23 protein-coding genes and 1 pseudogene are annotated in these 24,611 nt (G+C 68.4%); 8 read left to right on the top strand and 16 right to left on the bottom strand.

Annotated elements, in window-relative coordinates; all coding sequences use genetic code 11:
• Positions 1–27: 27 nt before the first annotated feature.
• Complete coding sequence (locus BAY61_RS22155) at positions 28–819, bottom strand: SDR family NAD(P)-dependent oxidoreductase (protein ID WP_091809626.1); 792 nt, start codon at positions 817–819, stop codon at positions 28–30.
• A complete protein-coding gene (locus tag BAY61_RS22150) occupies positions 816–2,216 on the bottom strand; it encodes an MFS transporter (RefSeq protein WP_170140305.1) in 1,401 nt (466 codons plus the stop codon). The genes BAY61_RS22155 and BAY61_RS22150 overlap by 4 nt, the downstream gene beginning before the upstream one ends.
• A 149-nt stretch (positions 2,217–2,365) precedes the next feature.
• Here BAY61_RS22150 and BAY61_RS22145 point away from each other — a divergent pair, with 149 nt between their 5' ends.
• From BAY61_RS22145 to BAY61_RS22135, 3 genes are all read left to right on the top strand, one after another.
• A complete protein-coding gene (locus tag BAY61_RS22145; protein ID WP_094168513.1) occupies positions 2,366–3,115 on the top strand; it encodes an IclR family transcriptional regulator in 750 nt (249 codons plus the stop codon).
• A gap of 686 nt (positions 3,116–3,801) precedes the next feature.
• Positions 3,802–4,560: a hypothetical protein gene (locus BAY61_RS22140; protein ID WP_245865340.1), complete on the top strand. Its 759-nt coding sequence runs from the start codon at positions 3,802–3,804 to the stop codon at positions 4,558–4,560.
• 72 nt (positions 4,561–4,632) lie between these two features.
• Positions 4,633–6,285 (top strand): sensor histidine kinase, encoded by a 1,653-nt coding sequence (locus BAY61_RS22135; RefSeq protein WP_091809632.1) that lies wholly within the window; start codon positions 4,633–4,635, stop codon positions 6,283–6,285.
• 10 nt (positions 6,286–6,295) lie between these two features.
• Here BAY61_RS22135 and BAY61_RS22130 read toward each other — a convergent pair whose 3' ends face one another.
• From BAY61_RS22130 to BAY61_RS22105, 6 genes are all read right to left on the bottom strand, one after another.
• Positions 6,296–6,910: a response regulator transcription factor gene (locus BAY61_RS22130; RefSeq protein WP_211323636.1), complete on the bottom strand. Its 615-nt coding sequence runs from the start codon at positions 6,908–6,910 to the stop codon at positions 6,296–6,298.
• 48 nt (positions 6,911–6,958) lie between these two features.
• The gene (locus tag BAY61_RS22125) at positions 6,959–8,878 is read right to left on the bottom strand and encodes a serine hydrolase domain-containing protein (protein WP_170140304.1); all 1,920 of its coding nucleotides are present in this window, start codon (positions 8,876–8,878) and stop codon (positions 6,959–6,961) included.
• A 114-nt stretch (positions 8,879–8,992) separates the two neighbouring features.
• Positions 8,993–10,117 carry a serine hydrolase domain-containing protein gene (locus tag BAY61_RS22120; RefSeq protein ID WP_091809635.1) on the bottom strand — a complete coding sequence of 375 codons (1,125 nt, stop codon included), beginning with the start codon at positions 10,115–10,117 and terminating at the stop codon, positions 8,993–8,995.
• Between the two features lie 132 nt (positions 10,118–10,249).
• A complete protein-coding gene (locus BAY61_RS22115) occupies positions 10,250–10,819 on the bottom strand; it encodes a hypothetical protein (protein ID WP_176879866.1) in 570 nt (189 codons plus the stop codon).
• Positions 10,820–10,932: 113 nt separating this feature from the next.
• Positions 10,933–11,622 carry a YqeB family protein gene (locus BAY61_RS22110; protein ID WP_091809637.1) on the bottom strand — a complete coding sequence of 230 codons (690 nt, stop codon included), beginning with the start codon at positions 11,620–11,622 and terminating at the stop codon, positions 10,933–10,935.
• A complete protein-coding gene (locus BAY61_RS22105; protein WP_170140303.1) occupies positions 11,619–12,227 on the bottom strand; it encodes a TetR/AcrR family transcriptional regulator in 609 nt (202 codons plus the stop codon). The genes BAY61_RS22110 and BAY61_RS22105 overlap by 4 nt, the downstream gene beginning before the upstream one ends.
• Positions 12,228–12,383: 156 nt before the next feature.
• Between BAY61_RS22105 and BAY61_RS22100 the strand changes: the two genes are divergently transcribed.
• The 4 genes from BAY61_RS22100 (at position 12,384) to BAY61_RS22085 (ending at position 16,031) form a co-directional block, all read left to right on the top strand.
• Positions 12,384–13,118, top strand: a complete 735-nt coding sequence (locus tag BAY61_RS22100) for a PIG-L deacetylase family protein (protein WP_091809641.1) — start codon at positions 12,384–12,386, stop codon at positions 13,116–13,118.
• Entirely contained in the window at positions 13,115–14,203 is a 1,089-nt protein-coding gene (locus tag BAY61_RS22095) for a 4-oxalomesaconate tautomerase (protein ID WP_091809643.1), read from the top strand. The genes BAY61_RS22100 and BAY61_RS22095 overlap by 4 nt, the downstream gene beginning before the upstream one ends.
• Before the next feature lie 34 nt (positions 14,204–14,237).
• Positions 14,238–14,930: a GntR family transcriptional regulator gene (locus BAY61_RS22090; RefSeq protein ID WP_091809645.1), complete on the top strand. Its 693-nt coding sequence runs from the start codon at positions 14,238–14,240 to the stop codon at positions 14,928–14,930.
• A 114-nt stretch (positions 14,931–15,044) separates the two neighbouring features.
• On the top strand, positions 15,045–16,031 hold the full coding sequence (locus tag BAY61_RS22085; protein ID WP_091809647.1) for an aldo/keto reductase: 987 nt from the start codon (positions 15,045–15,047) through the stop codon (positions 16,029–16,031).
• 39 nt (positions 16,032–16,070) lie between these two features.
• Here BAY61_RS22085 and BAY61_RS22080 read toward each other — a convergent pair whose 3' ends face one another.
• Positions 16,071–16,808: a D-Ala-D-Ala carboxypeptidase family metallohydrolase gene (locus tag BAY61_RS22080; RefSeq protein WP_091809649.1), complete on the bottom strand. Its 738-nt coding sequence runs from the start codon at positions 16,806–16,808 to the stop codon at positions 16,071–16,073.
• Between the two features lie 190 nt (positions 16,809–16,998).
• Here BAY61_RS22080 and BAY61_RS22075 point away from each other — a divergent pair, with 190 nt between their 5' ends.
• Positions 16,999–18,123, top strand: a complete 1,125-nt coding sequence (locus BAY61_RS22075; protein WP_143021453.1) for a serine hydrolase — start codon at positions 16,999–17,001, stop codon at positions 18,121–18,123.
• Between the two features lie 2 nt (positions 18,124–18,125).
• Here BAY61_RS22075 and BAY61_RS22070 read toward each other — a convergent pair whose 3' ends face one another.
• From BAY61_RS22070 to BAY61_RS22045, 7 genes and pseudogenes are all read right to left on the bottom strand, one after another.
• Positions 18,126–19,259: a glutathione-independent formaldehyde dehydrogenase gene (locus BAY61_RS22070; RefSeq protein WP_091809653.1), complete on the bottom strand. Its 1,134-nt coding sequence runs from the start codon at positions 19,257–19,259 to the stop codon at positions 18,126–18,128.
• 106 nt (positions 19,260–19,365) lie between these two features.
• Entirely contained in the window at positions 19,366–20,079 is a 714-nt protein-coding gene (locus tag BAY61_RS22065) for a glycosyltransferase family 2 protein (RefSeq protein WP_091809655.1), read from the bottom strand.
• Positions 20,076–21,320 (bottom strand): bifunctional PIG-L family deacetylase/class I SAM-dependent methyltransferase, encoded by a 1,245-nt coding sequence (locus BAY61_RS22060; protein WP_091809657.1) that lies wholly within the window; start codon positions 21,318–21,320, stop codon positions 20,076–20,078. The genes BAY61_RS22065 and BAY61_RS22060 overlap by 4 nt, the downstream gene beginning before the upstream one ends.
• Entirely contained in the window at positions 21,317–22,261 is a 945-nt protein-coding gene (locus BAY61_RS22055) for an acyl-CoA dehydrogenase family protein (RefSeq protein WP_091809659.1), read from the bottom strand. The genes BAY61_RS22060 and BAY61_RS22055 overlap by 4 nt, the downstream gene beginning before the upstream one ends.
• 32 nt (positions 22,262–22,293) lie before the next feature.
• Positions 22,294–22,692, bottom strand: a complete 399-nt coding sequence (locus tag BAY61_RS33665) for an NAD(P)/FAD-dependent oxidoreductase (protein ID WP_245865338.1) — start codon at positions 22,690–22,692, stop codon at positions 22,294–22,296.
• Between the two features lie 97 nt (positions 22,693–22,789).
• Positions 22,790–23,467: pseudogene (locus BAY61_RS34040) on the bottom strand (NAD(P)/FAD-dependent oxidoreductase); the annotation flags it as partial.
• Between the two features lie 198 nt (positions 23,468–23,665).
• Positions 23,666–24,526 carry a helix-turn-helix transcriptional regulator gene (locus tag BAY61_RS22045; protein WP_091809662.1) on the bottom strand — a complete coding sequence of 287 codons (861 nt, stop codon included), beginning with the start codon at positions 24,524–24,526 and terminating at the stop codon, positions 23,666–23,668.
• Between the last annotated feature and the right edge of the window lie 85 nt (positions 24,527–24,611).

The raw sequence follows: 24,611 nt of genomic DNA, 5'->3' as shown, positions 1-24,611 counted from the left end.
TCGTGCTCCCTGTCGGGTCGGGTCCTGCTAGCAGGTGAGCCAGCCGCCGTTGATGTCGAGGCTAGTGCCGGTGATGTAGGCAGCCCTGTCGCTTACCAGGAAGTCCACGGCGTCGGCGATCTCCTCCGGCAGCGCGAACCGCTTCATCGGTACTTGGTCGAGCAGGCGCCCTTCGGCGGGAACCTCGCCCATCATCGGGGTTCGAACGAAGCCGGGAGCCACGCCGTTGACGCGAATCCGTCGTCCGGCGAGTTCCCTCGACAGGCTCGCGGTGAGGTTCTGCAACGCGGCCTTGCTCGCCGCGTAGGCGACGTTGGAGGGAAGATGGGGAGGGAAGTCGGCGTCTTCCTGGCCGCCCGAGCCCAGTTTCGCGGTGATGGAGAGCAGGTTCACGATGCTCGCCGTGCCGTCGGCGGGCATGCGTGAATACGCCTCGCGGACGAGGAAGAACGGCGCGGCGACGTTGACGGCCATGATCCGGTGCCATTCCTCGTCGGTGAGGTCGGCGAAGGCGATCTTGCGGCCGTTTCGTTTGGGGGAGATGCCCACCGCGTTGACGATGACGCCGATGGGGGAATCGGCAAGCTTGGCGAGTTCGCGGTTGACGGCCGAACTGGTCAGGTCGCCGGCGAACCCGCGATGCTTGGCGCCGTGCGGTGAGGGAAGCGCTGCCGCGACCTTGTCGGCGGCCTCGCTCGCGATGTCGGTGACGACGACCGTGTAGCCCGAGAGGGCGAGGCGAGCGCAGATCGCGGCTCCGATACCGCCCGCGCCGCCGGTGACGATCGCCGTCCGATCCACTGTGGATGGTGTGGTCATGCGGTGCTCCTCGATTCGGGGTGAACTTCCGCCGGTGCCGTTTCCGGTGCCGGTGCGTATCTGCCGAAGGTGTGCCGCCCGCCTTCGAGGGTCTTGCCGTCGTCCATGAGCAGCATGTTGATGATCGCCGCTGTCGTGACTGCGACCCAGAAGATCGTGATGGAGACGGTGGAACCTCCGGTGAGGCCGGTGAGCCACGACGCGAGGAACGGGGCTGGGGCGGCGAAGATCAGATTCGCCCCGGTCAGTGCCAGCGCGGAGCCGGTGTAGCGCATGTGGGTGGGAAATGCCTCGGCGAACAGCGCGCCCTGGCCCGCGTTGCCGAACTGGGCCGCCACGAGCGCGAACGCGACCATCGCCAGCGCCGCCGGATAGCTTCCCGTGTTGACGACGGGGAAGAAGACGACAGCGGCGGCGAGTGTGCCCGCCGAGCCGATGAGCAGGATCCTGCGGCGGCCGTACACGTCGGCGAGGCGCCCGCCCCACCAGATCGCGATCACCGAGAGGATGTTGGAGATCATGATGATGGTGAACGTGTCGGTCGTCGAGAATCCGTGCTGGGTCAGGTAACTGATGCCGAAGACGGTCACGATGTAGAAGGTGACGACGATCGGCGAGAAGGCGAGAATGAGGCGGGCGATCGTCCGGCCGTGGCCGCGCAGCACGGCGGCCGGTGTCGTCGCCTGTGTCGCGAGTTCCCTGGTCTTTTCCTTGAATACCGGGGTTTCCTCGACCTTGATCCGGATGTAGATGCCGACCGCGACGAGCAGGATGCTGAACAGGAACGGAATTCGCCAGCCCCACGAAAGGAATGCCTCTTCGCTCAGCAGGGCCGACAGCAGCGCGAGCATGGCGTTGGCGGCGACTTGGCTGATGGGAGAGCCCATCGCCATGAGGGCGCCGTAGAAGGCGCGCCGGTCGGTCGGCGCGTGTTCCATGGTCATGAGCTGCGCGCCGGTCGCTTCCCCGCCCAGTGCGAAGCCCTGCACGAATCGCATGACCACGAGCAGCAGCGGTGCAGCCAGGCCGATGGCCGAATATGGCGGAAGCAGGCCGATGATCAGCGAGGAGATTCCCATGGCGAGGAATGTGGCCAGCAGGACCTTCCTCCTGCCGATGCGGTCGCCGAGGTGACCGAATACGATGCCGCCGAGCGGGCGGGCGAAGAAGCCGACGCCGAAGGTCGAGAACGAGGCGAGCAGGCCCATCGCGGGATCGAGCGAGTGGAAGAACAGCGTGGGGAAGATCGTCGCCGACATCGCTCCGTAGACGGCGAAGTCGAACCACTCCAGCGCCGAGCCGAAGGTGCCGCTCGCGACGGCGCGCCGTGCCCTCGGGGGCGCGGGGGTCCTCGGCCGTAGTGGCCGTTTGCCGGGGAGAGAAGGTGCCTGGCTCATACGACTCCTTTGTCGGCCGAGCGATGCTCCGATTTCGTACCGTCCATGCCGGAGCCGGATTGGTGACCACCGGAGGCGTTCGTCCGGTTGACCGGATCGAACGGTAACCAAAGTCTTGCGCATGTCGCAAGATGTTGTAGAGTTTTTGCGTGATACGCAATGACGAACCGGGGCGCGTTGAGTCGGTCCACCGCGCGCTCGTGCTCCTCAAGCTGATGGCCGCACAAGGCTCGCTGAGCGTGACCGAGGCGGCGCGGGCGCTGGATGTCAACCCGTCCACGGCGCAACGGCTGTTGGTGACGCTCGTCGGCGACGACTTCGCGGTACAGGGCGAGCACAAACGCTACGAACCGGGACCCGCCTATCCGCGGCCTGCCGGTTCCGGCTCGGTGCCGTCGCTGCGGGCGAGGGTGCGCCCGTTTCTCGAACGACTCTTCGAGCGAGTCGAGGAGACCAGTCACCTCGCCGTGCTCGTGGGTACCGAGATCCATCACCTCGACGGCATCGAGGCTGTCCACGCGCTCAGGTTCGGGTTGCGGACAGGGGTCAGGCTGCCAGCGCACCGCACCTCGGCAGGCAAGGCGATGCTGGCGGGCCTGCCAAGGCACGAGGTGGACGCCAGGTACACGGCGGCGGCGCTCGACGACCGGCCCGTCGTGGATCTCGACGCGCTTCATCGTGAGCTGGCCGGTACCCGGCACGACCGCATCGGGTCCAATTTCGAGGAGAGCGAACCCGGGGTCGCGGCGTTCGCGGTCGCACTGGGGGCAATCGAAGGTGAGATCGCGGCGTTGAGCATCGCGATGCCCGTCGCCCGGTATTCCCGTGGTGACAAGGAAAGGTTCGCCGCCCAGTTGCTGCGGACGGCGGAGGAGGCGAGGCGAGCCCTGCTGCCCTGACGGCGCCCAGCCCGCGCCCCGCGAGTCCCCCGCCCAGCCCGGGACCAGTCCGGGACTCGCCCGGAACGCCCGGGACCCGCCCGCGGCGCCCGGGACCCGCGAGTCCCCCGCCCAGCCCGTCGAGATCCGCAACCTGGGCGTCGAGTCCCCCGCCCAGGTTGCCGAGTTCCGCGCCCAGGTCGTCGAGTTCCCCGCCCAGGCCGCCGAGTTCCGCACTCACGCCGCGAGGCCCGCCGGAACCGCGCAGGGGCTTCCGGAGCAAGGTCGTGCTCCGTCCTGTTTGTACGGTTTCGCGCCTCGGATCTCGCACCGCGGTTCGCGGCCCCACCAACCGTGGAGGCCATGACGGCCGCGCGGACGGTGTGCCGACCCGAGCGCGGATCTCGCCCTCCCGGATGCAGATCTCACCGTCCCGAGCGCGGATCTCGCCGTCCCGAGTGCGGATCTCACGCACTGGATGCGCATCTCGCTGGCCCGAACGTGCATCTCGGCGTCCTGGACGCGGATCTCAGCGGCACGCACCGTAGCGGCTCACCGTTCGCTGGATCGGGTGGTGCTGTCGGGCGTCACCGCAGGTCAGTGATCACCGGCCGGATATGGCCGGTCGCTGACCTGGTGACCGCTCGCCGGTGGACGTGACGATCCGTCACGCCGCTGTCGCGGCACCACCATGGAAAGGACGGACTGTGACGACCAGATTCAGTTCCCGGCGACGGCGATGGTTCACCGCCGCCGCTGCCGCGGTCGCCTGTGTGGCGACCGTGCTCACCTCGGGGGCCGCTCAGGCCGCCCCCGCCAAACAGGCCAAGGCGGCCAAGGCGTGCGCGCCGGTGATGTTCGTGGTCCCCGGCTGGCAGGACGGCGGTGCGGAGAAACTGCTGAACCGCTCGTTCTCCCCGCAGGGCGCGGACCCGGTCCGCATTCCCTACCCGAACGCGATCACCGACATCAACCTCTACCACAACGTCGACGTCGGCGTCGCCAACCTCCGCAAGGCGCTGTACGACCTGTACGTCACGCACGGCTGCGGCCTCGACACCAAGGTCTACATCGCGGGCTTCAGCCTCGGCGCGCTCGTCGCGGGCACGGTGCTGGAGACCGAACCGGCAGGCCGCAACATCCAGGGCATCCTGTTCGCCGACGGCAGGCGCCAGCCGGTCGACTCGAACGTCCAGGGTGACCCCGGTGGCCTCGTCGGACACCTTCCGGTTCCGGGACCAGGCGGCGCGGGCTTCCGTGCACACGACGCGTTCAAGTACCCGACGCTGAGCCTGTGCAACGGCCCGAACTCGCCGGGTGGCGCCGACCTCATCTGCTACGGCGGGACCAACCTCGACAGCTACTTCGCTTCGCACCCGTTCTACACCTTCGAGGTGGCGAGGGAACTGAACGCCCACGGCGAGGGGCCATACCCGAACAACCTGCGCAACCGCGTCATTCCCTGATCGGTAAGGGGTGCGGCCCGTGGCGTACTTCGCGCCACGGGCCGTTTTCGCCGGCCGATACCATTCCCGATCGTGCTGATCGTCGTCGTCCTGGCCGCGCTCGCGGTGGGGCCGCGACTGGAACTGCCGGGCTGGGCCGCGGCGGTGATGTTCGCGGTGCAGGTCGTGCAATGCCTTCCCGCGACGAGGCGGTTGCGTGGCTGGTGGACGCTGGCGATCCAGGTGGCGGTGTTCCCGTGGGCCGGGTTGCCGGGGTTTCTCGCGGGGTCGCTACTGCTGATCGTGCGAGGGTGGGTCAGGTGGGCGGCCTTCGCGGCGGTCGTGGTCGCCGCGGGACTGATGAACACTGCCACGGTCTACGACTGCGCGAACGCGATCGGCAACACGATTTCCCATGGCCTGGTGATCTTCGCGCTGACCCGCCTCGACGAGCTGCGCGTGCGGCTTCACGCGACAAGGGGACAGCTCGCCGAGGAATCGGTTGCCAGGGAACGAGAACTGGCTTCCGGGGAGCTGGAGCGCTCCATCGGCAAGGCGTTGTCGGAGATCATCAGGCTTGCGGGGCAGGGGGATCCGACGCGGATCATCGCGCTCGCCGCGGAAACCGCGCGGCGGGTGCGCAGACCCCCGGATCCGGTTCGGGTCGAGGCGCCCGACGATCTCACCCCTCGGCTCATGGTGCCGATCATGATCACGGTGCACATCGTCTATCTCGTGGTGGCCGTGCTTTTCGTCGCGGGCGCGCCTTTGTTCGCGGGGTACCTGCTGCTGATCGGTGCCGTCGTCGGGCTACAGCTGCATCATTCGTTGCCGAGGACGCAAGCGCGGCGGTTTCCGCTGTTGTCGTGGACGCTGCCCGCCGAGATCGTGCTGGCGCTGGTGCCGCTTTTCCTGCCGGGGCCGCCGCATTCGCAACTCGTCGGGCTCGCGGCCGGAGCGGTCCTGATCTCGCTCCCGGCCCGGTTTTCCTGGCCGCTGGCCACTTCCCTGCTGCTCGCCGCGTCCTTCGTGCTGACCGTTCGCGGAGTCGCGACGCACGAGCTGCTTGCCGCGACGATCGACACGGCCGTGCTCGCCGTGATTTTCCACGGGATCGCGGAGACCACGAGGGTCGTCGGGCAGGTGGGGGAGGCGCGGCGGCAGCTCGCCGAGATCGCGGTGACGCGGGAGCGGCGAAGGATCGCCAAGGACGTGCACGATTTCCTCGGCTACGGGATCACGGCGATCACGATCAAAGCGGAGCTGGCGGTGAGAGTCCCCGGTTCGGCCGGCGCCGAACTGGACGAGATCGCGACCCTCGCCCGCAGGTCACTCGCCGAACTGGTCGCCGTACCCGACGACGGCGCGGACGTCTGCTTCGACGAGGAACTGGAATCCGCCCGCGACGTGTTGCGGGCGGCGGGAACCGAAGCCAGGTTCGCCCTCGGTCACCCCGCCCTCCCCGCGCGCGTCGACGCGTTGCTCGCGACGGTGTTGCGCGAGGCGGTGACCAACGTGCTCAGGCACAGCAAGGCCGAGGTGTGTGCCGTCGAGACGCGACTGTCAGGGAACGAGGTCCTGCTGCGCGTGGCCAACGACCGGGTTCTCCGGAAGGACGGCGAATCCGGCCAGGGCAGCGGCATCGCGAATCTGAGCGCGCGGTGTTCCGCGCTCGGCGGGACCTTCGCGACGCGCACGGACGGCGAGCACTTCGAAATCGTGGTGAGGCAACCACTTGCCGAATGACGTGCCGGGCTCACAACCAGTCGTGTTCCGTCGCGATCCGCACCGCGTCGAGCCGGTTGCGCGCGTCCAATTTGGTCACGATGATGCCGAGGTAGTTTCGGACCGTTCCCCTGCTGAGAAACAGTCGCTCGGCGATGTCCTTGACGTCGGCGCCGTCGGCCGCTTGCCGCAGAACAGCCATTTCCCGCTCGCTCAGCGGGTTGTCCCGCAGCCGCAACGCGGCGGCGGCCAGCTTCGCGTCGAGTACCCGCTCGCCTCGGGCCACCGCCCTGATCGCAGGGGCGAGTTCCGTGGGAGCGGCGTCCTTCACCAGGAATCCGAGCGCGTCGACAGCCATCGCCTTCCGGAGGATCGTCGGCCTGCCCAGCGCGGTGAGCACGAGCACCGCGCAGCCGGGGCGGTGCTCGTGGATCAGCGACGCCGCGGTGATGCCATCGATGCCGGGGAGGTCGACGTCCAGCACGGCGACATCCGGTTCATGCTCAAGAACCGCGGGAAGTATCCGGTCGCCGTTGGCCACCTCGGCGACGACGGAAATGTCGGGTTCGCCGCTGAGCAGGGCGGCGAGCGCGCCCCTGACGAGATGCATGTCCTCGGCGAGCAACACGTCGATCTGGCTGGTCACGACTTTCCCTCCCCTCGGGCAACCAGAGAGCCTACCGGCCGGGTGCGTTCAGCTCGCATGGAATCCGCCGGGGGAAACCGTGTCGCCGATGGCGAGCAGGTTGTAGTAGACGCACACCCCGAGGAAGGCGACGGTCGCCAGTGTCAATGCCACGTATCCGATTGCTTGCCAGCGGTTCCACCATTTCCTGACCGGGCCGACGACGGTGAAAGCCAGCATGGCCAGCAAGGTCACGAGCATCGCCGACGGAAGATAGGGCAGCACGGTCAACAGCGGTGAGCCGACGAGGATCGTCTCGTTCATGGCGTTGCCGTCCGCGACGAGCGTGAAGAATCCCGCGAGGAACCCGGCACCGACCGCGCATGTCGACCAGGTGACGATGCCGCAGACCTTCCGGCCGGTGGTCGTGCTTTCGCCACGCTTGCGCCGGATCAGCGCCGCGATGGGAAACCAGAGCAGGCCGGTGAGCAGCCCGACACCCCCGAGGCCGAACAGCACCAGGTGCGCGGTCGGATTCTGGTACCAGGCAAGGGGAACGTATGTCATCGCCTCCGGTCCCGATGTACTCACCAGGTTGCCATGGCGGTCGAAAACCAGCCGCCCCGTGCCGTCGAGTTCGGCGAATTCGCCGGCGCCGACGTGTGTCCATTCCTGAACGTCCTTGGCAGGATCGATGCTGACCCCGCTCGTCCGGATACCGGTGCCGCCGACCGCTTCGACCGTGACCGGCGTGGTCAGCGCGGTGACCTTGGCCAGCGAGTACTCACTGGTCGCCGAAGCGCGGTAGGTGCCTTCGAACGAGCTCATGTCGCCGGGGACGGCCCCCGGCCTGGACGGCGCCTTCGCGGGCAGAAGGTGGTCGAGCACCGTGTCGCGGACGGTCTTCGCGTCGTGGAACGCGGCGTCGGCCACGCCGTCACCGTTGAATCCGACGTAGACACCGACGCCGTGCTCGGGAACCAGTGCCGTTTCGTGGTGGAATCCCGGAAGGTCGCCGTCCTTGGTCACCGTCCTGGCTTCGCCGTGTTCGCCCTCCACCATCAGATAAGCGATGCCGGGGACGCGCTCATCGGCGGTGAAGTGCTGCCGGGTCACCAGTTCGGCGACTCCGTCGCCGAGCCGGGAGTCCCCTTCGAGCAGAGCTGTCATGAACCGGCCCATGTCGGCCGCGGTCATGATCGCGCCCGCACCGGTCGGGGTCCATGGTCCGTGCTGGCCTTTCGCGGCAACGTAATCGGTGCCGTCCGGCCGGTAGCCACCGGCGAGCTTCGCCGCGATCGCCGGAGGCGTCGGCTGGGTCACCGTGCTGTCGTCCATGCCGAGCGGGCCGAAGACGTGGTCGGCGAGATACCGGTCGAACGGCTTTCCCGACACCTCCTCGACGAGGTGTCCCGCGAGCGCGACACCGTAGTTGTCGTAGGCCATCGTGCGCCCTGGAGCGCGCACCCGTTTCGGTTGCTTCTCAGCAAGGTTCTCGCCGAGTGACTGGATTCCTGTCCCGGTTTCGCTGTTGAAGCCAACGTAGTCACTGTCGAATCCGGCGGTGTGAGTCAGCAGGTGGTTCATGGTCACCGGCTCGCCGGGAAAGGTGTCCTCGATCTGGAAATCGCTCAGGTACCGGTTCACGTCGGCGTCGGGGTCGATCCGGCCCGAGGTGATCAACTGGGCCGCGGCGACCGCGGTGAACATCTTGGCCTCCGACGCGGCGAACAGCGCGGTGCCGGGGTCCATCGGGCGCTGTCCGGAGACCTCGGCGAGCCCGTAACCTTCCGAAAGCACCGTCTTTCCTCCGGCGACGACGGTGACAACGGCGCCGGGTATCCGGTCTCGCCGGAGTTGCTCGCCGATCAGCTCAGCCACTCGTCCGGCGAGATCCGAGACGGGTGGCGCGGCCGGTTCCCGGGCTTCGGCCGGTGTCCCTCCCAGCATCAGGAAACCGAGGAGCAGGGCGGTCAGGTATCGGTACATGAACACAGCCTCGCCGGAGCACGCCGCCGTCCGACAGTGACAACGACCCCGGTCCCGCATGCGAAACACACGAACCGGACAGGTTGCCGGTGACGACGCCACCGGCAACCCCGGTCATTCGCAGAGCGCCGAATCGAGTACCGCGAGAAGCTGGGTGCCCTGCTGTGGCGTGTTGGCGAGCGTGTTGGTGACGACGGAGGCGAACCGGCCGTCGTCGGTCACCGCCGTCATCGAAGTGTGGCCGGTGTTCAGGTTGCCGTTCTTGGTGAGCGCCGTGCCTCCGCACGACAGTGGGATCTCGTCGATGCCGAGTCCCGCTCCACCCTGGCCGGCCGGGATGAAGGTACGCATTTCGGCCAGCGCTCCGGCCGAGATGACCTCGCCGTCGAGCAGGGCCCTGAAGAACGTCGCCGAATCGTGCAACGTCGATCGCAGCGCGCCGGCCGTCGACCACATCGACAGCTCGACAGCAGTGGTGTTGTCCCGCCAGAAGAAGAACGGCGGCAGCCTGCCGCCCAGATAGCCGGGCACGAAAGGTTCGGCGAGGGCGCGTTCGCCGTGCGCGGGAAACGACGTGCCGTCCAGGCCGAGCGGTTCGATGATCCGTTCGGTGATCGCCTCACCGACGGTCTTCCCCGTCTTCTCCTCGATCAGCATGCCGAGTACCAGGTAGGCGACGTTGGAGTACTTCACGTCTTCGCCCGGCGCGGCCTGCGCGGGTTCGTCCATCGCCGACCGGACCAGTTCGGCCAGCTCGTAGCCGCCGTCGGGACGCGGTTTCGCGTCGGAGACGTTCTCCACCATTCCGCTCGTGTGTTGCAGGAGCTGGCGCACGGTGATGACGGTACCGTCGTAGTTGCCGGTGACGACGCCGGGCAGGTACCGCTCGATCGGGGTATCCAAGGCGATCAGGTCCTCGTCGGCGAGCTGAAGCACGACCGCCGCGGTGAATGTCTTCGTCTGGCTCGCGATGGGGAAGTGGTCGGTCGAGGTGATCGGCCTGCGCTCGCGGGTACTGGCGCTTCCGGCCGACAGAGTCCATGCGGTTTCGCTGTTTCCGGCGTACACGGCGGCACCAGGGCCCGCGATCGACTGGTACCGGTCGAGTTGTGCTTGCGTCTCGGGGCGTTCCTCCGCGGACATTGCCGCGATCGCCGTCGGCATGGTGCTCGCCGTCATGGTCAGTGCGACGCCGCCCGCGATCCCGACGAGCCATCGGCGGTTGCTCACCACAGCCACGTGCTCTCCTTGGTTCGAGCGGCCCGGCTTGGTCCTTGCCGCGATGGACCATGACGGTGCGCGAGCGAGGTGCTCGGGGGAAGGTCTGCACCCGGCCAACTTTGGCCGGGTGCCCTGACCAGCGAGAATTCCTCAGCCGAACATCGATCCGGAGACGTGGTAGCCGCCGTGCTCGATGTCGAGGAACGGTGGCACGCTGTTGCAGGGGAGGGTGTCCTGCTCGAAACCTCCGGTGCTCCAGCTCCAGCCGATGGCGTCGGGACCGTGCCGGTTGTCCTTGATGCTGACACCGACCCTGCGCCCCATGAGGTCGACGTCCGGCGGCAGCGCGGGCGCGTCGACCTTCTCGATGATGCCCGTCACGACTCCTTGCCCCTCCACGGCGAACACGCAGTCGATCCGGCCCTCGAATTCGGCGAAAGGACCGCCGTCGGGGGTGCGGTGAATGACGTGGAACCTGCCGGAGTGTTGGCCTTCCGGTGACATGCGCCCGTCCACCTTGAACCACACCGGGTCGCCGTTGCCGGAAGGGTCGGGAAGGCGCGCCCCTCCGCTGCCGACGATCCGTGCCCCCTGCGCGGACTCGGCCGCCGGGCCCGGTTCCGTTCCGGAAGCCATCTCCGCACCCGCCGCGCCCGTCGCTGCCGATACGGCCAGTACGCTCAGCGTCGCCGCGATCGCCGTCCTCGTTACCCTGCGCATGATCACTGCCCCTCTTCACTGGTGGTTGTCTTCGGCGAGATCGACCTTGCCGGAGTGAAGGGCGGGTTTCCTCCCTCTGTGGTGGGAGCCGGATCCATCACGCGGTGGACTGCTCACGCGGTGCTGGTGACGATCCGGTACTGCTGACCGTTCTTGCGGTCGCGGACCGCGAAGCCGAGGTCGCGAAGTTCGTCGCGGGCCTTCTCCGCCGCGCCGGGCAACTTGTCGGCAAGCGCGCGTTGCCGTGCCCTGAACAGTTCGTGCGCGTGAGTATCCAATGTGGCGCTTCCGTCGATCCAGGTCACGAACGCGTCCTCGCGCGGGTCGGTGGTGCCCTTCCACGGGTGGCCGAGCTGGTCGCAAGCCGCGCGCAGCCCGCTGACCAGAACGTCGTCGACCGGGGCTCGCAGCAGCTCGCCGGAGCGGGCGTCGAGCAGCACCAGGTCCTTGCCGTCGGTGAACACGGCGTTGATCGTGGCGCGGTCGACGTGCCTGCTGGTGCCCCCGCGGTGCACGGTGATGCCCTCAGCCGAGACTTCGATGCGGCCCGCTTCGTCGCGCCATTGCCGCGCGAACCAGAAACCGAGGCCGAGCCCGGCGAGCGTCAGCACGGGAATGGCCCACACTGGTGGCAATTCCGCCGCGAGCCGCAGTGGGCCGGGCGCGCCGCCCGCGAGGCTGAGCAGCCAGTCGACGACGGGGCCGACGACGAAAGCCAGCCCGAAACCGAGCGCGCCGCCCGCGAGGCGGAAGAGCCAGAGCCAGCTCGCCGGGACGGAGATGGTGAGGCCGTGTTCGGTCATGGGGTTTTCGTTTCTTCCTTCCAGCGAGGGGCGAGATAGCCCAGTGCGGTGCGCCGCAGCTCGGGCAACGGCGAGTGCCCTGGGCTCGCGTTGAGGTAGGTCGCGTCGACGACGGCCTGCAACCAGGTCGCCGTCCCGGCCGGTTCGAGTTCCGCGTCGATGTCGCCATCGGCGATGCCGCGCGCGATGAGCGTGGCCAGCCCTTCGCGGATCACCTCCGCCGTGCGCATGACGACGGCCAGCAGTTCGGGATCGTGGTCGACGCGGCGCAACAGCTCCACGAGCATGCCGGACGCGGCTGGGTCGGCGGCGTCTTCCGCGAGCTGGGAGAGCATGTCGAGAATCGCGGGGACGGGCGCTTCCGCGTCGGCGTAGCGCCCGACGAGTGCTTCCGCCGTCGGCAGGTCCCGCTCGAAGACGGCGCGGAAGAGCGCGGCTTTGTCGCTGAAGTAGTAGAAAACGCTGGCCGTGCTCGTCCCCGCGGCGGCGGCGACCTGCGCGACGCTCGTGCGCTCGAAGCCGTTGGTGGCGAAAAGCCGGCCGGCGGCGACGGCGATCTCATCTTTTTTCCGGGCGATGCGCTGCGGATCGGCTCGTCGTGGCACCACACCTCCCGTTGATTGTCTGATTGGTCAGTCAAAGAATAGACCCCGGGTCGCCACGCGGGCGAGCGGGTATCGGTGATTTGGTCAACCAAATTGTTGACAATTCTGTGTTCACTCTGTCAGTCTGCGGATGGCGGTCGATGGATGGGAGGGCGGATGTCCGCAACCGAGGGAAGTCTGCTGGTGGTCAGCGCGCATGCCGGGGACTTCGTGTGGAGGGCGGGTGGCGCGATCGCTCTCGCCGCCCAGCGCGGCCTCCGAGCCGTTGTGGTGTGCCTGAGCTACGGCGAACGCGGGGAGTCGGCCCGCGCCTGGCGCGAGGGGCATTCGCTGGAGGAGATCAAGGCGATCCGCGAGGACGAGGCGAAGAAGGCCGCTTCGTCCCTCGGTGCCGAGATCCGCTTCCTCGACGCGGGCGACTACCCGCTCGTCGAGTCGCCGGAGCTCGTCGACCGGCTGGTGCGCGTCTACCGCGAGCTGTCGCCGAGTGTCGTACTCACCCACGCGCTCGCCGATCCCTACAACGGCGACCACCCCGCGGCCGCGCGCATGGCTTTGCAGGCAAGGGTTCTCGCGCAGGCCATCGGCTACGACGCGCCGGGAGAACCGCTCGGTGCGCCTCCGGTGTTCTGCTTCGAGCCGCATCAGCCCGAGCAGTGCGACTTCAAGCCCGACGTGCTGCTGGACATCACCGAGGCATTCGACCGCAAGCGCGAAGCCATGGAGTGCCTGCCCGCGCAACGGCACATGTGGGATTACTACACCGATCTCGCCAGGCGCAGGGGCGTGCAGCTCAAGCGCAACGCGGGACCGAACCTCGGGCTGCCGCACGACACCATGGCCGAGGCATACGTCCGGCTGTACCCGCAAGTCACGGCGCACCTGGCATGAGCGAAGGCGTGCGCTGCATGTTGATGCGCGGCGGAACGTCGAAGGGCGCCTACTTCCTCGCCGAGGACCTGCCCTCCAGCGGGGACGCCCTGCACGATCTGCTGTTGCGGATCATGGGAACACCGGATCCGCGCCAGATCGACGGCATCGGGGGAGCGCAGCCGGTGACGAGCAAGGTCGCGATCGTGTCGCCTTCGAAAGGGCCGGACACCGACGTCGACTACCTGTTCCTGCAACTCGGTGTCGGCGACGCGACGGTCTCCGATCGGCAGAACTGCGGCAATCTTCTCGCCGGGGTAGGGCAGTTCGCCGTCGAACGCGGAATCGTGTCTCCTGGCGCGGAGCGGACGAGCGTACGGATACGCATGGTCAACACGGATTCGATCGCGGTGGCATCGTTCCCCACGCCGGGAGAGCGCGTCGATTACTCGGGATCGACCGCGATCTCCGGTGTCCCAGGCACCGCGGCCCCGGTCGAACTCGACTTCGCCGACACCGAGGGTTCCGTGTGCGGAACCCTGCTCCCGACGGGAAGGGTGACCGACGAGATCCGCGGCGTCGAGGTCACCTGTATCGACAACGGAATGCCGGTCGTCGTCGCGAGGGCGAGCGACCTCGGCATCACCGGATACGAGTCCGTGGCCGAACTCGGTGCCGACGACGCGCTCGCCGAGCGCGTCCAGTCGCTGCGCCTCGAAGCGGGCGCGCTGATGGGACTCGGTGACGTCAGCGCGGCATCCGTTCCCAAGACCAGTCTGGTGGCCGCGCCGAGAAGCGGGGGCGCGATCTGCGCGAGGACCTTCATTCCGCTCAAGCCGCATCCCTCGATCGGCGTTCTCGGCGGGGTGAGCGTGCTGTCGGCGCTGCTGCTCGACGGCGCGGCCGGACACGAACTGCTCGTCCGGCCACCGGATGGCGGCGCCATGGAGATCGAGCATCCCGAGGGAAGCCTCGCCGTCGGCGTCACCTTCGCCGCATCGGCCGAACCCCGGATCCTGCGTTCGACCGTGGTCCGCACCGCGCGCAAACTCTTCGACGGCACGGTCTTTCCCCGCGACCGGGACCTCGGCCCGGCAGGGGCGTGAGGCGCCGCGCCGGGCCAGGGCCTATTGTCGAGCGGTGACGGCAGAGAACCGGGGCAAGGACAGGGGTCCGGCCGAACTCTCGACGCGAGTCGCCGATGCCATCAGGGATGCCATCACCGGCGGCGAGTTCTCGCCGGGCCAGCGGCTCGTCGAAGCCGAACTTTCCGAGCGGTTCGGCGTGAGCAGGGCGGCGCTGCGCAACGCGTTCGTGCAACTCGCGAGCGAGGGGCTCGTCGAGCGCGTCCAGAATCGTGGGGCCAGGGTGCGGGTCGTGTCTCTCGAAGAGGCCGTCGAGATCACCGAGGTACGCATGGTGGTCGAGGGGCTGTGCGCCGCGAAGGCCGCCGAGCGGGCCACCGAAGCCGACCGGAGCGCGTTGCGCGAGAGCGGGCGGCGGATGCGGGACGCCGTTGCCGATGGCGACGTTCTGGCCTACTCGGAACTCAACAGGCAACTGCACGAACGGATTCTCGAACTCAGCGGCCAGGCGACGGCCGGTGCCGTCCTGCATCGCTTGCGCGGGCAGAACGTCCGCCACCAGTTCCGGCTCGCGCTGCGGCCGGGACGGCCAGCCGTGTCCCTGCCGGAGCATCTGACCATCATCGACGCGGTGTGTGCCGGTGACGCCGACGCGGCGGAAAAGGCGATGCGGGATCACCTTCGCAGCGTCATCGAGGTGCTTCCCGAGGTCGACAACGCGAAGGCGGGCTACTTCCCCTCGATGTGAGCGCTCCGTTGTGGACTACCTGTCCCGCCGGTGCGGTTCGCGATTTGCCATGGAGCGCGCTCCAGCACATAGCGTTGCCGGGGTGAACAGGTTTCGAGTCGAGGAGGCAACACGATGATCGGCGTTCCCATCCGGCGGCTGGGTCAGCTCGCGGTGTCCGCGCAGGGCCTCGGTTGCATGGGGATGAGTCACGCATACGGTGAGGCGGACGACGCGCAGTCGATCGCGACGGTGCACCATGCCATCGGTCTCGGGGTGAACTTCCTGGACACCGCCGACTTCTACGGTGCGGGGCACAACGAGCAACTGGTCGGCAGAGCCGTCGCGGGCCGCAGGGACGACGTCGTGATCGCCACGAAGTTCGGTTTCGCGAACCGGTTGGGGGAGCCGACGCTCATCCGGGGCGACGCCGCATACGTGCGGCAGGCGTGCGAGGCGTCGCTGCGGAGGCTCGACGTCGACCACATCGACCTCTACTACCAGCACAGGGTCGATCCGACGGTGCCGATCGAGGAAACCGCCGGGGCCATGGCCGAGCTGGTGACCGAGGGAAAGGTGCGTCATCTCGGGCTGTCCGAAGCGAGCGCGGCGACCATCCGGCGCGCGCACGCCGTGCATCCGATCGCCGCGTTGCAGAGCGAATGGTCGCTCTGGACCCGTGACATCGAGAGCGACATCGCCCCAGTATGCGCGGAACTCGGTATTGGGATCGTCCCGTTCTCGCCGCTGGGAAGGGGTTTTCTGACCGGGCGCTACAACTCGGTCGACGAGCTGGCAGCCGACGACATGCGGCGGAGGCAGCCTCGCTTCGCCGACGGCAACATCGAGCAGAACCTGGCGATCGTCGCGAAACTGACCGAACTCGCCTCGGCGAAGGGCGTGTCGGCCGGCCAGCTCGCGCTGGCCTGGGTGCTGCACCGGGGCGAGGACGTCGTGCCGATTCCCGGTACCCGGCGCACGCGCAACCTTGAGGAGAACGTGGGGGCACTCGCCGTCGAACTGTCCACTGAGGATGTCGAAGCGATCGAGGCCGCCGCGCCGGCCGAGCGGGTCGCCGGTCCTCGCTACGACGAGACAAGTCTCGGTTTCGTCAACGGCTGAGGATTCGCTACCGGCCGTCCGTTGTGGATGGCCGGTAGCTCACATTCCGCAACTGGGTGCAGACCAGAGTTTTCCGCTGCGGTGCGCGACGTGGACGTGATCGTCGTGGCCGGGGTAGCCGGGGCCGAGGATCTCGCGGAAACCGTGGTCCCGTGCCTGCTGGGCGAGCGCGCAGAATCCCTGTGAACCGGCACCGAGATCGACGGCGTCGCCGAAGAGGTGCCTGCTGGCGGGTGCGCCGCCGACCGCGTCGTTGCACGACACGCTGCGGAAACCGCCGTTGACCACGATCGGCTGGTCGCCCATGGCGTGCCGCATGGCCTGTAGCTTCCACATCGAAACGAGCGCGTTGGCTTTCGCCTCGGCCGCCGGGACATTGCCGCCCGACCAGTCGGAGTTGCAGTTGTTCAGCTCGCCGTAGTCGAAGTTCACCGGGGTGCAGTCGTCGTCCTGTAGCTCGTAGATCTTGTCGAACGTGGACTGATCGGCGACCCCGTCGCCGCCGAGTCCGTACGCCTGCTGGAACCGGGACACCGCCGCCGCGGTCGCCGGGCCGAACTCCCCGTCGATCGCCAGCACGGCATCGCGCCCCGGATAGCCTGCCACCCGGATTTGCAGTTGGCGTACGTCCTCGCCCGACGCGCCTTCGGAGAGGGTGCGGTCCCAGGAGTAGCAGGCGTCGCTCGGGGCGGTGACCTGTGCGGGAGCGGCGGTGGCCGGTGTCGCGGCGAACGCGGCCACGAGCGCGAACACTGCCAGAAGGAGACGGGATCTCATCGCGGAACAACACCTTTCGTCCGGGAAGGTGGTGACGCCGCACGATTCCGGCTCAGCGGATCTTCGTCAATGATTAACTTGAAAAAGACATGATTCGGCTGAAACAAACACCCCGTCCGGCGCACATCGAAAGGACCTTGACAATCCGGCACGACTTGTCCCACGGCGACGGACATGTCCAGAATCAGGGGTGGAGGCAACGAGACGTCGGGAGTACGCGCGCCGTGCCGTGCTGTCGGCATTCGTGGTCCTGTTCGCGGCGACGGCGTGCTCCGCGCCCGCCCAGCCGGAGCGATCCTGTTCCCCCGCGCGTCCGGATGTGGGGTCGGTCGAGGGCTGGGTGGGCTATCTCGGCGCGCATCCAGGGGACGTCGCCCTCGTGGCCGACGACGGCCGTGGCCGGATCGTCGAGCGCAGGGCACACGAGGTCCAGCCGATGGCCTCGGCAGGCAAGGTATTGAACCTCGTCGCCTACGCGATGGCGGTCGCCGAAGGGACCGTTTCGCCTGGCGATCCGGTCAGGGTCGGCGACTGGGAACGCTGGGCCGTCCTCGGCGGCGGAGAACAGGCACACGCCGACGCGCTCGACGACCTCGGTGTTCCGAGAAACGGGATGCGAGCGCGGGATCCCGGCCAGGTCGTCACCCTCGGCCAGGTGGTGAGCCGCATGATCGTCAGAAGTGACAATGCCGCCCCCGATTACCTCAGGGACCTGCTTGGCGACGATGCCTTGACCCGAGCGGCCGGCGCGGTCGGATGGGCCGACCCGGAGTTGCCGAGCACGACCGGCCTCACCGTCTCCTTCTTCACTCCTGAGCTACTGCCGAGGCAAGGAGGAAGGGCAGCGCGGCGGGCAGCGGAGTGGGAGATCGCCCGCCGCTATGCCTACGACTCCGCCTTCAGGGCTGATGTGGACTCACGTCAGGTGCCGAAGGGAGCGGACGAACCCGCGTTCGTCGAAGGTGGCCCCGGCGGCACCGCTCGCCAGCTCGCCTCGCTGTGGTCGGCCATCGCGCACGGCACTTTCCCCGGCGCGGCCATCGCGCGCGGAATCGTGGAGCGAGTCCCCGAACCGGAGCCCGGCCTGCTCGCGATCGGCGCCAAGGGAGGCAACGCGCCGGGCGTACTCGCGAGGGGAACGGAGATCCGCAGGGATGACGGCACGGTCGCCGTCGCCGTTGTCCTTGTGCGCAGTATGAGTGCCGAGGACACCGGCCGCGTCAACCGCTCCAGCGTGGCGTTCAACGACTTCCTCACCGCGATCGCGCGAGATCCGTCCATTTTGCCCGCCCCGCGATGCCTCCCTGCTCGGTGAGGTCAGGGTTTCAGGATCACCTTTGTCCAGCTTTCGACCCTGTCGTCGAAGTTGCGGTAGGCCTCAGGCGCCCTTTCCAGAGGTACCTCGTGGGACACGATCCACGAGGGAGACGCCTTGTCCTTGGCGATCAGGTCGGCCAGATACCTGTTGTAGGCCTTCACGTTCGCCTGGCCGGTTCCCATGCGCTGCCCCTTGAACCAGAACTGCCCGAAGTCGAACGGGAGCTTGCCCTGCCTGGTCAGCTCGGTCGGCGCGCCGTCGTCCTGGGGCAGGAAGACGCCGACGACGCCGAGCGCGCCGGTCGCCTTCACGGACGCGACAAGGTCGTTCATCGTCGACTCGGGAACCTCGTTGCCGGCGGGGTCGTGAGCCTGGTAACCGACGCATTCGCAACCCTTGTCCGCGCCCTTGCCATCGGTGTGCTCCAGTACCGCGTCGACGGGGGAGACCTTCGAATCGTCGATCGGGATCGCGTCGATCTCCTCGGCGAGCTTGAGCCGGTCGGCGTGGCGATCCACCAGCATCACCGTCGAAGCGCCCCGGAGTCGCGCCGAGTAGGCGGCCATCAGACCGACGGGGCCCGCACCGTAGATGACAACGGACTCACCGGGCGACACATCAGCGAGTTCGGTGGCGTGGTAGCCGGTCGGGAAAATGTCGGCCAGCATGACGTAGTCGTTTTCCTTCTCCTCGCTGCCTTCCGGCAGCACGAGACAGTTGAAGTCCGCCCACGGCACGCGCAGGTATTCCGCCTGACCGCCGGTGTAGCTGCCCATCCCGGCGAATCCGTAGGCACCGCCAGGAGTGTCGGAGTCCACGCTGAGGCAGAAACCAGTCTGGCCGCGTTCGCAGTTCGCGCAGTACCCACATCCGATGTTGAACGGAAGGCACACCCTGTCACCGACGTGAACCCGCTCCACGCCGCCACCGGTTTCGATGACCTCGCCAAGGTTCTCGTGGCCAAGCACCCTGCCCGTCTCCATCGGTGTCCTGCCCTCGTACATGTGCAGGTCGGAGCCGCAGATGTTCGTGCTCGTCACTCGTACGAGTGCATCGTTGGGGCGCTCGAGGCGCGCGTCGGGGACGTCCTTGACGCTGACTTCGCGCGGTCCGTCGTACACGAGAGCCTTCACAACACTCAGTCCAATCGATGTCTTGTCGGTTCGTGCTCTACCACCGGGCTACCCGCCGACCGGCGATTCATGCGGGGACCGGTCGCGGAAGGTCTCCCCGTCGCCGTCAGCGGGCCGACAACCGGTCGAGCAGGGCTGCCAGTCCCTCCGGAGCCCTTCCGGTCACTCGCGCGCTGGTGAGCACCCTTGCTTTCCGGTCGTAACAGCGACGGAAACCGGCCAGCCCCAACCGGCCCCACAAGTCGTGGTCTTCGCCGGTGGGTAGCGGCGCGAAACCGCCGACGGCGAGGTAGGCGTCCGCTCGCACACCCAGGTTCGCGCCGTAGACGTTGCCGTGTCCCTCCGGTCCGGCCGCGTCGTCGAGCACGCCTCGGTACCGGCGCAGCGCCCGCGCGCCCAGTTCGCCGGAATCCAGCAGTTCCGCCACTCCCGCGACCGCGTGATGCCCCTCGTTCGCCCTGCCGAGATGAGCCAGCGCCCAGTCGGGCGCGACGAGGCTGTCGGCGTCGGTGCTCAAGAGCAGTGTCCTGGCGGGATCGGCGTTCCGCAGCAGCGAAAGGCAACGACGCGTACCGAGCGCCCGTACGTTGCCGACGCTGCGCGTGTGCTCCGACCGCAACACCGTGCCGGCCCACGCGCCACGCAGGGCCGCCGTCGCGGCCTCCGCGGTGTTGTCGGAACAGCGGTCCGCGACGAGACACACCGTCTTCTCGATCCACGGGGGCAGCCGCCGCAACGCTCGCACGACGGCGCCGATACACGCGCCGACGGTGGACTCCTCGTCTCTGGCGGGAATCACCACGCCGATCGCGGCGATCATCGCCGCTGGAGTACGTGCAGTAGGAATTCCTCGTCGTCGTGCGCGACGAGCGGTTCGAAACCGGGGTGGGTGAGCAACCTGCGGTGGGCGTCCCAGCCGTCGCGCGGCGCGTCCGGCGCCCACGGTTTCCAGTGCACGGCCAGTACATGACCGCCTCGACGCGACACGGTGGCCGAACGCGCGATGGTCTCGGCCAGGTCGGCGTCGCCGAGGTAATACAGGATCTCGCTGAGTACCAGGAGATCGGCCTGCCCGGTCAGTCCCTCCGGTAGCGTGGCGACGTCGATGTCCACATGGGACATTCCGGAGGTCGCTGTCCTCGCCGCCGCGACCGCGTCGGGGACGGGGTCGAAGGCGAGCAGCCGGTCGCAGCGTGCCGCGAGTTCGCGGGTCAGGTTTCCGTTCCCACAGGCGGGTTCGATGATCGTGCCGTAGTGCGGCAGGGGAAGTGATGACAGCGCGACCGAGCGTTTGCGTCGTTCGTACCACCGGGTTTCGGTTTTCCACGGGTCCGGCGAAGCCCGGTACAGCTCGGCGAATCGCCGCGCGGACGCCGATCGTCCTGGCCGCTCGTGGAAGAAGAGCTCCTCTTCACCTTCGAAGTGGGCGAGCACCTCGGGTGGCAGGATCGGTTCCTCACCGTGTGGCCCCGGCGTGGTCTGCGAGACGAACGCCGAGATCGCCTTGGCCTTCGCGGTTCGTTCGGCACCGGTCAGCGCGTACCGGACGGCGCGATGCCAGGGAATCCCGGAATCGTGCGGCGAAAGCTGGTGCCACATCCAGATCGGATACGAAAGACACCGTGCGTTGTCCGGCGCCGCGTGCAGCGTCGCCAACCCGGCTTCCCTGTGATCGGGGTGCGGATCTCCGGGCCACGGAGCCAGGCAGACGTCGCTGTCGCGCAGCAGCACACGGAGCTCGCCGGTGAGGGTGGCGGCGTGCTCACTCAAGCCGGAGTCGGGAAGGCCGAGCCACAGCGGCTCCACGTCGCCGATGCCGAGACGGGTGAGGGAGTCGGTGAGCTCGGCACGGCGCAGCTCGCCGAGCTGCTTGCGCAGCCGGTGATCCGAGCGGGGAAACGCGGCCTCACCGTCGGTGGCGACCACGAGCGAAACGGACACTCCCTCGGAATGCAGGCGCTGGAGAAACCCGGCGGCACCAAGGGTTTCGTCGTCGGGATGGGCCGCGACGACAGTGGCGGTCCTGATGTCACGGAGGTCGAAGGGAAGCGGATCGTTCATCGCGTGCCTCTCTCTCGCAGCAGCCGGTCGCCGATCGCCGCGAGTTCCCGTTCCCCGTGGTGCTGGCGTACGTACACGAGCAGATCGGCATGCCGTCGCGCGAAGGACCTGTCCCTGCACAGTGGAGTCGGGCCGGTCACCTTCGGTGCTTCCGCCAGCACGCGCATCGCGCAATCCTCGACCGCGGCGCGGCACAGTCGCGTGTCGAGCTTGGCGTCCCGCACGGCGCCGGAGTCGATCGCGTCCGCCGTCCGTTCCAGCAGCGCCTCGGAGGCCGCCATCGCGGTGTGCATCGCACCGAGGTGGGCGAGCTGGTGCTCGTCCGGCTCGCGGTCGCGCAGGTAGGCACTGACGTCGCCGACGACGCCCCGGCAACCGCCCAGCCATACGGCCGCGACTCCGCAACCGCCGTAGGCGAAACCGGGACGCGATATGTACCAGCCCTCGCCGCCGATCACGTCCTGCGGGCCGACCGGGATCCGGTCGAAGGTGACGTCCGCGCTGTCGGAAGCGGCCATGCCGATCGCCTGCCAGCCGCGCTCGTCCCGCTCGATGCGCTCGTCGCGCAGATCGACCTCGACAAGCAGGTCACCGGCGGCCACGAGGGCACGGTCGAGCAGATGCGCGCCGGAGCAGAACCGGACCGTTCCGGACAGCACGCCGTTGTCGAGCACCGCGCCGGTGCCGCCCGATTTCGCCGCCCACACTCCGTAGAGCGCGCCGGGTACCGGTTTCGCGCCGCTTTCCGCGAGGATCGCCAGCGCGTCGGTGTGTCCTTCCGCGAGCCTGGCGAGTGAAAGGTCGCGGGCGCCAAGCGCGGCCAGCGCCCGCCACCGGTCCCGCGTCCGGCCGCCGCCCGGCAACGGAAGGTCGAGTCGTCCTTCGGCCGCGAGCCTGCGGAAGTCGCTCGCGATCGCGCTCGTCTCCAGTAGATCGGTCATCGGTCACGGTGCCCTTCTCCGAGGTGCCGGCGTCACGGCAGCGCGGCGCCACGCTCGACGAGTTCGGTCCCCCTGGCGTAGTCCTCGTCCGCCTGGTGGGTCAGCACGCCCACGGTGGTCCCGTTCTTCCCGTACCAGACGGTGAAGGCGCCGTCGGGCTCGTCGTGGAAGGTCACCCTCGACTCGGAGAACCCGTCGCCCCACGCGGCGTACTTGAGTACGCGCTCGCCGAGCACCGTCCAGAAGCCGGGTGCGTCGCGCCAGCTCCGCTGCTCGCCCGCGGCGCCGGAGCCCGCGATCGCCCCCATCGTCTCGGCCTCGCCCCAGTGCTCGACGGGCAGCCGTCTTCCGGCGGATTCGTTGTGCGCCAGCGCGACATCCCCTGCCGCGAACACGTCCTCGGCGCTGGCACGCAGGTGCTGGTCGGTCACGACCCTGTCCTGTGCGGTGACGAGCCCCCCGCGTCGGGCAAAGCTCGGCGCGTGGCGTGATGCCCGTCGCGAGCAGCACGAGATCGGTGTCGAGCAGTGGCACGGTGTCGGTGCGCACCCGGTGTCCGGATTCGATGCCGAGCAGGGCGGTCCCGGTCAGCACGCTCACCCCTGCCGAGGTGAGCCAGCGCCGGATGATCTCCGCGGTCTCGGCGCCGAGGCGGTCGTGCTGTGGTGCCGGTCCCTTGCAGAGCAAGGTGACCTGGATACCGAGCCTGCTGAGGGAGACCGCGGCCTCACAGCCGATGAAACCCGCGCCGACGACGATCGCGCTGCGTGCTCGCTTCGCGGCGGCGCGCAGTTCGCGCCCGCTGCGTGCCGACCGCAGGGTCCGGACGGCCGGGTCGTCGACGCCGGGCACGCTGGGCGGTTTCGGTTCGGCGCCCGTGGCGTACAGGCATCGGCCATAGTGGACCGTCTCACCCGAGGCGGTGCTCACCCTGTGTGCGCCCGGATCCCATTCGGTCACCGAATCGCCGAGTGACACCTCGACTTCCCGCTGCCGGTAGAAATCGGAATCCTCCAGCGGCAACTCGGACTCCCCGGCTTCGCCACGCAGGAATTCCTTGGAAAGCGGTGGCCGGGCGTAGGGGCGTTCGGTGTCCTGGGAGACCACGTACACCTCACCTTCCCCGCCCGCGTCGCGATACGCGCGCGCCGCAGACAGAGCGGCAGGTCCTCCGCCGATGATGAGAAACCGGCATTCTCGTCGCATGTCACCGGGCTACCCGCGCATCGGCCTGGATAAGCCGACGGTCGGTTTCCTGGGAAAAAGTCCTCAGTCGACGGGCGCGCCGGGGCGGCGAGGGCCACTGCGCGGATGAACAAGCCGCCCCGGCGCTTCAGGTTCCCCTTCACCAGGTGAAGCCAAACATCGGTCACCCCTTGGGGAGTCCACTGTGGATTGTGCTGCTCATTCGATGAGCCGGTTCCCCCTGGCGAGCGCGACGGCGTGGGTTCGGTTGGTGGCGCCGAGTTTGCGGGTGACACTTCGCAGATAGGCTTTGACCGTGTTCGGAGTGAGCACGAGTGCCGTGGCGATGTCGTTGTTCGACGCGCCCTTCGCGACGAGCCTCAGCACGTCGAGTTCGCGCGCGGACAGGGTTTCCTGACGGACCGGTGATCCGGCAGGGTCGGCTCCGCCGTCGGTGATCTCCCGCAACCCCGCCGAGAGGGCCCGCAGCCTGCTCCGTGCCTGTGGTTCGGTCACCAGCGCGATCACCGCCTCCAGTTCCTCGCGCAACTCGCCGAGCAGGCGCGCGTCGCGCGCGTCAGCCTCGGCGCGCGCCCGCAGGGCACGGCGCACCTCGTACTCGACGGCGAGGTCGCGTTCGAGCCGCCGGACGAGTGCCGTCGCGCTGGCGACGAGCCGGTCACCGAAAGTCACGTTCCGGCGGTGGGCGAGGTAGCAGACGCCGATGATGGTGTCGTGCAGCCGCACGGGGACGGCGAGCGCGGCGTGGATCCGCTCGGGAGCGACGGCATGATCGTAGGAATGCTCGATGTGCCTCGCGTTGAAATAGTCGTGCGCGACGACCGGTCTGCCGAGCACCAGTGACTTGCCGCCGAGTCCCTGGCCTGCCTGTACTCGCAGGTGCCGCAGGCTGTGCCCGAGGTGACCGGCAAGGTGCCGGATGGTGATCGACTCGGTGCTGCCGGAATCGCGCGGTCCCGCGAAGGCGAGGTCGACGGCGCACGTCCCTCGCAGCCGGGGCACGAGGGCCGCGAGCATCCTGTCGGCCTCGCTCGCCGAATCGTCGCTGATCGCCGGCATGCCGGGCTCCTTTCATTACCCTCGATGGAACGTAGCGCGGTCGCGGGGAACCGGCGACAGTCACGGTATCCCGGTCCCTTGGGGA

Source organism: Prauserella marina (assembly GCF_002240355.1).
Classification (GTDB): Bacteria; Actinomycetota; Actinomycetes; order Mycobacteriales; family Pseudonocardiaceae; genus Prauserella_A; species Prauserella_A marina.
This window is presented reverse-complemented; position numbering and strand designations above follow the sequence as displayed.